The organism is Streptococcus sp. NLN76, assembly GCF_015686645.1.
Taxonomy (GTDB): domain Bacteria; phylum Bacillota; class Bacilli; order Lactobacillales; family Streptococcaceae; genus Streptococcus.
The window spans coordinates 1-9,086 of the sequence record NZ_JADPMS010000054.1; the positions used below are offsets into that span (position 1 = coordinate 1).

10 protein-coding genes are annotated in these 9,086 nt (G+C 36.6%); 2 read left to right on the top strand and 8 right to left on the bottom strand.

Annotated features, from left to right (window positions below; translation table 11 throughout):
- Window positions 1-382: 382 nt before the first annotated feature.
- The 3 genes from I1A59_RS08370 to tgt all read right to left on the bottom strand — a co-directional run bounded on the left by I1A59_RS08370 (window position 383) and on the right by tgt (window position 3,832).
- Window positions 383-1,072 carry a DUF6287 domain-containing protein gene (locus I1A59_RS08370; protein WP_196092323.1) on the bottom strand — a complete coding sequence of 230 codons (690 nt, stop codon included), beginning with the start codon at window positions 1,070-1,072 and terminating at the stop codon, window positions 383-385.
- A 15-nt stretch (window positions 1,073-1,087) separates the two neighbouring features.
- Window positions 1,088-2,518, bottom strand: a complete 1,431-nt coding sequence (locus I1A59_RS08375; protein WP_196092324.1) for an SH3 domain-containing protein — start codon at window positions 2,516-2,518, stop codon at window positions 1,088-1,090.
- A 171-nt stretch (window positions 2,519-2,689) separates the two neighbouring features.
- Window positions 2,690-3,832: a tRNA guanosine(34) transglycosylase Tgt gene (gene tgt, locus I1A59_RS08380; protein WP_196092325.1), complete on the bottom strand. Its 1,143-nt coding sequence runs from the start codon at window positions 3,830-3,832 to the stop codon at window positions 2,690-2,692.
- A gap of 202 nt (window positions 3,833-4,034) precedes the next feature.
- Between tgt and I1A59_RS08385 the strand changes: the two genes are divergently transcribed.
- Window positions 4,035-4,526: a Dps family protein gene (locus tag I1A59_RS08385; protein ID WP_196092326.1), complete on the top strand. Its 492-nt coding sequence runs from the start codon at window positions 4,035-4,037 to the stop codon at window positions 4,524-4,526.
- 228 nt (window positions 4,527-4,754) lie between these two features.
- On the opposite strand, the gene I1A59_RS08390 is transcribed toward I1A59_RS08385, so the two are convergent.
- The 5 genes from I1A59_RS08390 to I1A59_RS08400 form a co-directional block, all read right to left on the bottom strand.
- Window positions 4,755-5,933: an MFS transporter gene (locus I1A59_RS08390; protein WP_196092327.1), complete on the bottom strand. Its 1,179-nt coding sequence runs from the start codon at window positions 5,931-5,933 to the stop codon at window positions 4,755-4,757.
- A complete protein-coding gene (locus tag I1A59_RS09715; protein ID WP_247644787.1) occupies window positions 5,917-6,384 on the bottom strand; it encodes a hypothetical protein in 468 nt (155 codons plus the stop codon). Before I1A59_RS09715 ends, I1A59_RS08390 begins: the two co-directional genes overlap by 17 nt.
- 161 nt (window positions 6,385-6,545) lie before the next feature.
- Window positions 6,546-7,352 carry a radical SAM protein gene (locus I1A59_RS09720; RefSeq protein ID WP_247644788.1) on the bottom strand — a complete coding sequence of 269 codons (807 nt, stop codon included), beginning with the start codon at window positions 7,350-7,352 and terminating at the stop codon, window positions 6,546-6,548.
- An 11-nt stretch (window positions 7,353-7,363) separates the two neighbouring features.
- Window positions 7,364-7,486, bottom strand: coding sequence for a ryptide family R-Y-crosslinked RiPP peptide (locus tag I1A59_RS09815; protein WP_267904639.1), 123 nt, complete (start codon window positions 7,484-7,486; stop codon window positions 7,364-7,366).
- A gap of 87 nt (window positions 7,487-7,573) precedes the next feature.
- Window positions 7,574-8,440, bottom strand: coding sequence for an Rgg/GadR/MutR family transcriptional regulator (locus tag I1A59_RS08400; protein WP_196092328.1), 867 nt, complete (start codon window positions 8,438-8,440; stop codon window positions 7,574-7,576).
- A gap of 364 nt (window positions 8,441-8,804) precedes the next feature.
- On the opposite strand from I1A59_RS08400, the gene I1A59_RS08405 reads away from it, so the two are divergent.
- Window positions 8,805-9,086, top strand: a 282-nt coding sequence (locus I1A59_RS08405) for a transposase family protein (RefSeq protein ID WP_348769630.1), incomplete at its 3' end; no start/stop codon positions are given.

Genomic DNA, 9,086 nt, shown 5'->3' on the forward strand with positions numbered 1-9,086 from the left:
AAAGGGGAAATCCTTTTTTGTCTAGTCGAATGTTTCACCCAATGGGTGAAAAGCAAAACCTTCCAGAAACCCTGTGATCAATACGGTTTCTGGAAGGTTTTTAAGTTAGGTATGAATAATTTGGGTTTAATGTTATATAGTCTTTTATTTGAAAATAAATAAATAAGGTTGAGACTTTTGTCTCAACCTCTAGCCGCTACCTCTGTCTTTTTTGAACTGATAAACTTAAGATTAAATCACTAAAACGGATACACCTCAAATTGATGAGGTCCTACTTGATTGACAGTACTGAAGTACGGCAATTCGACAATTCACATTTGTTTTTTGAAATAGTTTTCACGAATAACTCAAGGTCATTTTAAAATTCCGACTTTGATTCCTCTTATTGGATACGAGAAAAGGTACCGGTGTAGGTTTCAAAATGTTCATTCACTAAGGAAACTGTGCCACTTTCTGGATTCACCATAAAACTTGGAAGTCCAGAAGTATGGTATTCATTTCCCATTGATGCACTATAGACAGTTCCATCCCAAGATGCAACATCTTTATATACAAACAAATCACGGGTCAAATTTTCACGCGCTACTTCTGGTATATGGTCACCAGCAGCCATTGCCACATGGACATTACCTGCAGCATCTACAACTAATTGATTCCCAAACTCATCTTGCCAAACTCCAGCCACGGATGAAAAATCACCCGCAAGGAGGGCAGCTCCTACATTCACCTCAGGGGTTGGGATACTTGGTTGAGAAGGCTGTTCTACTTGATTTTGAGAAGGAGCAGCCATTTCAGAAGTTCCATTGACCTGAACATTATTCGGAGCATTTGTTTCAGTGGTTACAGCTGGTGTAGAAGCTGCATTTGCAGGCGCAGCTGCTTGATCTTTGGCTACTTTTGCAGTAGAAGCGCTTGCCCCTTTTGAGCTGGCTTTGGTACTTGAAGTTGACTTTTGACTGCTAGATTTTTGAACAATAGAGGATGAAGAACTAGCGGTTTTTTCCGACTTCTGAGTTGTAGAGCAGCCTGCTAATAAGAGAAGTGCGGTTAAGCAGATGATGTATTTTCTCATATATCTCCCCTCCTTCTAAGTAATGGCGATATAACGACGAACTCCTGAATTTGAAATATAACTTAGCCAACGATATCCATCTGCTTCTAAAACTTTATCGTAATTTACAGATGAACCAACATCATAATAGGCAATATCAACTGCATTGATTTTTGCTTCGTTTTTGATTGGACTTCTCTTCACAAAAACATATGTTCCACTAGATGCTAAGATACTACCACTGGTATTGCTATCTGGTGTAGGTACATTGATATTCGAAGAAACTACTTTTAATTGCTCAATCGGGATATAACGACGATTTCCTTGGAATGATAAATAACTTAACCAACGATAGCCATCTGCTTCTAGAACTTTATCATAGTTTACAGACATACCACTCTCATAATAAGCCATGTCGACAGCAGAAATTTTCGGTTCATTTTTTACAGCTGCTCGTTTAGTAAAATAATAGCTTCCGGAAGGTGCTAAAGTATCAGGTGTGGAATCAACAATTGGAGATGTCGTATTACTATTTGGAGATTGCAAATCTTTAAAGTGAATATAACCTGTCACAAGAGAAGCTAATATACGTCTGCTATTGTAAGACTTACTCCAATTGATATTATACTCTTCAATAATGACATAATTCCTGTCAATAGCTGCTACCCATGCAACATGGCCATAATTACTATCTGCGCCAAATGCAGATGGAGCAAACCATGCAACTGAGCCTACGGCAGGCGTATTATCTACATAGGCACCACGAGACTTCGCAGTATATCCCCAATCTCCAGCATTCCCAAGATATGCCACATTGCTAAAACCATTAGTTTCAGCTAACCGAAAAGCCACAAACGATGTACACTGACCTGATGGATACCCCCATGCATCATATGCCGTATGTTTCCATCTATAGTTATCCCCAATAAGTGTTCTAGCAGAATTTCTTCGAAATGCACTATTAACTTCTACTTTTGGAGCGTGATTACCGTGTGTGTCACTATTTTTCTCAACAGATAAATCACCAACTTCCTCTATATCCTTAGTAGTGCTCTGTTTTTCAGAATCCTGTTGAGTTTCTGTCTCCACAACTGTATCATTTACTAAATTATCCTTCTTTTCATCATGAGGTAAGTAATCTTCCGTATTTGATAAAACAGATTGCCTTTTGCTCTCTATTTGAATTTCATCCTCTTGGATACCTTCTGAAACCTCAGTAGTACCTACAAAATTAGCATCAGCAATCGAAGTGACATTTACCACTTCCGAAGTCTCAATTTCCTGCCTTGAATCTGATTCACCTACATTAGATACCACCAATTCCAAGTCAGAAGCCGTTGACTCATCTCCATAAACTACACTTGGAGCTCCAACTAAAAATATTCCTAATAATACCGAGGCTAAGCCTATCGAGTATTTTCTTAGCGAAAAACGCTGAACTTTATCTTGATTAAACATGTGCATCATAATAATCCTCCTTTCCATGTTCAAACAAATGACAACGCTTTCTCAATTCAATTATACCAAGAAACAAATTATTTTATAGTCTACTTTTTTAGTTTTTTTAATGTTATAATAGAGGTATCGTTAAAAATTTTAAGGGGTTCTCCATATTTTGGGAACCCCTTTTTCTTCTATTTAGAAATTACGATTGGAACGGTTATAGCCGTATTGCTCCACAAAATCTTGACGGAATTCCAAGAGATTGTCATCCAGAATCGCTTGGCGGACTTTCCGCATCAAATCAATCAAGAAGTAAAGATTGTGATAGCTAGTCAAGCGCATTCCGAAGGTCTCATCCGCCTTGAGCAAATGACGGAGATAAGCGCGACTGTAATTCTGACAGGTGTAGCAATCACAGTTAGGATCCAGCGGACCAAAGTCCTCAGCATACTGGGCATTCTTAACCACCAAACGACCCTGACTGGTCATACAGGTTCCATTGCGCGCAATCCGTGTCGGCAAAACACAATCAAACATATCGATTCCGCGAATAACCCCATCAATCAAACTATCCGGCGCTCCTACTCCCATTAAGTAGCGCGGTTTGTTTTCGGGTAAAAGGGGAGTGGTGAAGTCCAGCACCGCGTTCATTTCCTCATGCGTCTCGCCAACCGCTAAGCCGCCCACGGAGTAACCTGGGAAATCCATTGCCACCAAGTCTGCCGCAGACTGACGGCGGAGATCCTCAAAGCCAGCCCCCTGAACAATTCCAAACAGCCCTTGGCGATCGGGATTTTTGTGGGCCTTGAGACCACGCTCCGCCCAGCGGCTAGTCCGCTCAATGGATTTTTTAACATAGTCATAAGGCTGATAAAACTGGGGACACTCATCAAAACTCATCATGATGTCAGACCCTAGATTGTTCTGAATCGAAATGGCTTTTTCTGGGGATAGGAACATCTTAGCCCCATTCAAGTGATTCTTGAAGGTAACCCCTTCTTCTGTAATGTTCCGGGAATCCGCCAAGGAATAAACTTGGAAACCACCAGAGTCCGTCAAAATCGGCTGATCCCAGTTCATAAACTTGTGCAAACCACCAGCTCGAGCAATCAACTCATCCCCTGGACGCAGCCATAGATGATAGGTATTGGACAGAATAATCCCAGAACCCATCTCTTTCAACTCTTCTGGGGACATGGTCTTTACAGTCGCCAAGGTCCCTACTGGCATAAACATAGGCGTCGGGAAAGTCCCGTGTGGGGTCACAATTTCCCCCAACCGGGCTCCCGTGTGCTTCTCTTTTTTAATCAGACGATACTGAATTGGTGAATCTTTCATCTTTTCTCCTTCCCTAGGAAAAACAGTCCTAGTTGCTGTCCCTATTGTAGCAAAAAAGAGCAAGGCTTGTCAGTAGACTGTTTTGGTCTTAAATTATCTGAATATTAGAATTGTGCAACTTTTTTCAGGAGCGTATAATTCCTTGACTTTCTTATTTAGAATGATTATAATTAAACTATCAAAATAAGAAAAGAGGAATTGAATGATGGAAAACACACTGGCTATTTTAAATCAATCTGTTGCTGACCTCTATGCTTCTCGCATCGCACTTCACCAAGTACACTGGTATATGCGAGGTGCTGGCTTCTCTAAATGGCATCCAAAAATGGATAAGTACATGGACTTCATCGATGAAACTTTGGATGAAATGAGCGAGCGCTTGATCACTCTCGGTGGCGCTCCTTACTCCACTCTCACTGAGTTCATCCAATATACAAAAATTGAAGAAGCTCCTGGCAAATTCCAATCTGTTGAAGATAGTTTAAAACGCGTCATTGAAATCTTCCAATACTTGACAGAACTCTTCCAAGAAGGCCTTGATGTCACAGACGAAGACGGTGAAAACGTAACAAACAGCCTCTTTGAAGATGCTAAAGGCGAACTTGAGAAAAATCTCTGGATGCTTTCTGCAGAACTTGGCTTGGCACCACAATTAGCAAGTCAAAAACAAACAAGCAACTTGAAAGAAGCTTAATAGACCAAAACGCCCTCGATCGAGGGCGTTTTAAAATCTCAGAAATTCCAAATCTTCATGAATACATCTAAAGAGCTTCTGATCACTTTATGTAAGAAACAAAAATCGATTAAAGAGACCCATAAGATCTAGAGCGTAACATCACCAATCCTGCATATTTCTGCTGCAAAATTAGATAGAAAAAATATTGAGTCTAGAATTAAAAACTCAATGTTTTTGTTGCAGACTTCACACTAATGCTGATTTTTGCTTATAGATCCAATACGACTCTATTATCAGACAGAAAGTTGCTAGATAGAAAGTCATTTGAACTCCCCATCTATCAGAAATAACTCCCATAATCATTACAGAAATCGAAAAAACAATGGTCGAAACAACTTCAAATGCCGCATAAACAGAAGCCAGATAGAGCTCCTCTACTCCCTCTTGAATAATCACATTTTCCGGGACCTCTTTAAGAGGGGCAAAGACTCCAATCCCTAAGGAAATGGTTAGAAATAGAAAAGGATTCGGGAATTGGACTAAAATAAATGTCAGCAATCCCATCAGAAGTACCGAACACAACATACTCTCCCATCTCCTTTTAAGGAGATACTCTGAATACCGATATGCTACTAACCCTCCAAAAATATTCCCCAGTGAAAAAAGAATGTTAACATAACCCCAGTACACTTCTGTCTCCTTGAGAACAACGCTCACAAAAACAAGGAGAATCGAGGATACCCAAATTGTATTGGCCATTATTTCCAAACTATTAACTTGCAACATCAAACGGAGAGAGCTATTCTTCCTAATCAGACTCCATCCTCTAAATAAAATAGTCCAATTTGATGTTGTCCCCACCTCCCCTATCTCTAATTTTGGTAAAAGGAAAAGGAGAAAGGAAGCCAAAGCAAACTGCATCAGTATCAAAAAGAAAGAGTTTTTCATCCCCAACAAGGGAACAATCCCAGCACCCAAACCCCATCCAATCAACTGAATCCCCTCATTTACTACGGAAAAAAGTGCATTAGACTTTCCCAAATCGTCAGCATATCGAGGAATAATAGCATGGGATGCAGGGACGGCAAAACCATCTAATACAGAAATCAAGCTAAAACTCGTATATAAAATAAATAAATTCATTTGTTTTTTTGTCATAAGGGCTAGTAACAAAAGAAATATAAAAAACGTTTTACCCGCCTGTGTTATAGACAAAATTCTATTCAAAGCCAAACTCTGCGTCAATAGAGGAAGAAGCAGGCTAGCTAAAAAAGAAGAAATCCCAATTACAATAGGAATAACAGCAGTCACCAGAGCAGACTTTGATAACATGTAAACATATGTCATAACCGATATTCGTAAAAAAATATCCGCTAGATTAGCTAAAGCTTGAGATACGATCAATAATTTAAACGCTTTTGACATTTAATTCACCTAATAGAGAGACAATTTCTGGAATGAGAATTAAGTCTACGAACTTTTCAAACTCTTGTAGTTCCCAAGAGCATTGTTTTTGAAAATCTATATCAGCCGATAAAGCACATCCTCCAGAACAAAAACCACCTATAACACAACTTTTACAATTTGAGTTATCTAAAAATGTTCTCGTTTCATGTTGGTAATTTAATAAATCAACCGTCTTCAAATTTCCCAGGATATACTCTGGCCTACCAACTGTAACCGTACTTCTGAACATATTTAATTCATTATCTATGTAGAAAACACGATCATAAGGAGATACATTCCAACAATAATTATATATTCCTTTATTTTGGCGTTGATTAAAAGATAATCCTAATTTATCTGTTAAATTTTGGCACGTCTGAATAAAACCTGCATGTAGATTATCAGGAATATTATCTCTAATTTTTATCAATTCCAGAAGTATATCGACTTCCGAAACAATAAAATCATCATATCCTGAGTCAAAGAATCTATCGTCTACTCTACCTATATTCCAGAAAAAATTCGATTTGGAAAAGTACCCATGCTCCTTAAAGTAATTAAATAAGTTTATAAGTTTATAAGTTTATAAGTTTATAAGTTTATAAGATTATCAATATTTGTCCTATCAAAATTTGTTCCAACATCAATAGTCAAACCAAAATCTAATAATACCTGTGTAATCTTCAATAATTTTTTTGTATTATTGGCAACTTTTGTTATTTTAACAGCCTCTTCATAGTTTTCAGGAAGAGTATTAACTGTAATCGCAATCCCTGAGATAATACCCCTATGAATTATAAGCTTTTTGGCAAAAAAAGGTAAAAATATTCCATTTGTTGTAATATCTATCTTTATTTTGTGTTCAACACAGTACTGAAATATTCGATCAATAATAGGTTCATTTTGAGGAAGTAGAGGTTCCCCTCCGAATAAACCAAAGCTTATATTCAATTTTGGATTATCACTAATTAGAATCGATATTTGTGCCAATGTTTCTTCCAACTCTTCAAGAGTAATCGGTTTTCGAACAAGCGATTTATATTGCTGCTGAAAACAATAACTACATCTTAAATTACATGAATAGGTTATCGCAAACGATATATAGATACTATTGTATGCATTTAATATCTTCTGATTATCATATAAATTGTCTACCGAAAAACTATCAGGATACCTTGTTGGAGTAACTAATAATTCCTCCATCTCTTCACTAATTTCAAGCATATTGTTTCGAATACAGCTTGCATCAACGATCAAAATCTTATTTTTAAAAGAGTTTATAACCAAGGCATAATCTTCCGTTAGATTTCTATAATAAATCGAATCAAGAGGTATTTTTTTAATTTGTCCTTTTTCCTTAATTGGAATTAATGTGCCATTTACTACCTCATACGCCATTTTAAAACCTCCTAATATCTACGGCGCATAGTTTTTTGACATACAATTATGTCTCCTAATTCAACTTCTTGTTCCATTAGATTATCAATTTCATTCATTTGTCGTAATTCTTCATCCGAAAATTCTAAAATCATAATATCACCTCAAAAAAAATTTTTTGTAAGCTTACAACTATAGTATATTTCACCTATACCTTTTCCGAATAAAATTCCCATATATGCTTAGTTCTCGTTTTCTATTATTAACTTGGTAAGAAAATCTTCATAGTGTTGAGCTAGGACATTACAGTCTAGAAGTCTCATGACCCCAATGCATTTCCTCATTTCGATCATTGCTAACTGATCCCCATCCTTTCTATATATCAATAGATTTTGTGCATATTTAAAAATCAATCTCTCGTACATTTCTGTATCATTAAAATAAGAATTTTTGAGTTGTTTTTCTAAATACATAGCATCCAGATATTCTTTTCGTTCAACACAAGTAATATAGGCGTTTAATAGCATAGAAGCAATTAATCTTCTATTATTGGGTAAGTCCTTGTAAAAATTGGTTCGATTATACATTTCTCTACATAGTAGCATTAGTGTCTCATGTTGAAGTACATCTAAAGTATTGGAGAATAGAAGTAATTCATAATGTCCCCAATAGTCAACACTAAACAGATAGTTTGTTAAATAAGCAACATCAGAATCTGTATAATACGTCTCCCCAGTTAAATCTTGGAGACGAATTTTTATCAAAATACAATTTAAACTATGAAATAGGATCCTAGTATCTCTTTTTTCAGTTTGGCTAATTAATAATTTTTTCATGCCAGCAATATTTTTTGTGCTAACAAATATTTTTATTTGTTGAAGAATTTCATTCAGCTCATCTCTACGGAAATCATGTGCGGCATAAACAAATTCATCAATTGGCATATTTATCTCATCCAAAATAGCAATAAATTTAGTAATTGTTAAATCTGTTTCACCTTTTTCAAATCTCGATAATTGAGAGATAGAAATCCCTGACTTTGCCACATCTTTCAAGCGCAAACCTCTGGCTGTACGAAACTTTTTGAAAAGTCTACCTATTTTTTCCATAATTTACCTCCACTAAGCAAATACGGGAATATCCTTTTTTTTAGATATCTATAGTATATACTGTAACAAAAGAAAAGAGGAGTTCTTTATGAAAATAAGTAAATTATATTTAACGTTAACTCTATTTTTAAGCCTTATTATTATCGTTGTAGGTTAGGATGTTCAACCTAAATTATTCATAGATAAAAATCCAAACCACCCAACAAGTAGCTTGGACAAGGGCTATAAGCTCATATCGTAACCCATTTGGAGATTTTTTTGTATAATAGCCAATGCGCACCACGACAAACGCATGAAGAAAACTCCCTATTGAAAATTTTCAGTAACCGATAAATATTCGTAAAAACGACCTCTTAAGCCTATAATTAGCTTAGGAGGGCATTTTTATGGATGTTATGATTTAAAGTCTATTGAAGATAAGAGAGAGAGTTGGAAAATTCGTCATACTCTCGTTGATATCGTTCTTCTTATTTTCTTTGCTCGCCTATCTGGAGCTGAGTATTGGGAAGATATTGAAGATTTTGGGAAATGTTACGAACACAGTCTTCGTACGGTTTTATCCTTAGAAAACGGGATTCCATCACATGATACCATGCAGCGTGTCCTAGCGACTATAAATCCTAATGTTTTGATTAATCTCTCTATA

Bases quoted from the DNA above. Each gene is read 5' to 3' on its own strand.
- I1A59_RS08390 (WP_196092327.1), bottom strand. From the start codon at position 5,933: ATGTCAAAAGCGTTTAAATTATTGATCGTATCTCAAGCTTTAGCTAAT.
- tgt (WP_196092325.1), bottom strand. From the start codon at position 3,832: ATGAAAGATTCACCAATTCAGTATCGTCTGATTAAAAAAGAGAAGCAC.
- I1A59_RS09720 (WP_247644788.1), bottom strand. From the start codon at position 7,352: ATGGCGTATGAGGTAGTAAATGGCACATTAATTCCAATTAAGGAAAAA.
- I1A59_RS08375 (WP_196092324.1), bottom strand. From the start codon at position 2,518: ATGATGCACATGTTTAATCAAGATAAAGTTCAGCGTTTTTCGCTAAGA.
- I1A59_RS08385 (WP_196092326.1), top strand. From the start codon at position 4,035: ATGATGGAAAACACACTGGCTATTTTAAATCAATCTGTTGCTGACCTC.
- I1A59_RS09815 (WP_267904639.1), bottom strand. From the start codon at position 7,486: ATGATTTTAGAATTTTCGGATGAAGAATTACGACAAATGAATGAAATT.
- I1A59_RS08400 (WP_196092328.1), bottom strand. From the start codon at position 8,440: ATGGAAAAAATAGGTAGACTTTTCAAAAAGTTTCGTACAGCCAGAGGT.
- I1A59_RS08370 (WP_196092323.1), bottom strand. From the start codon at position 1,072: ATGAGAAAATACATCATCTGCTTAACCGCACTTCTCTTATTAGCAGGC.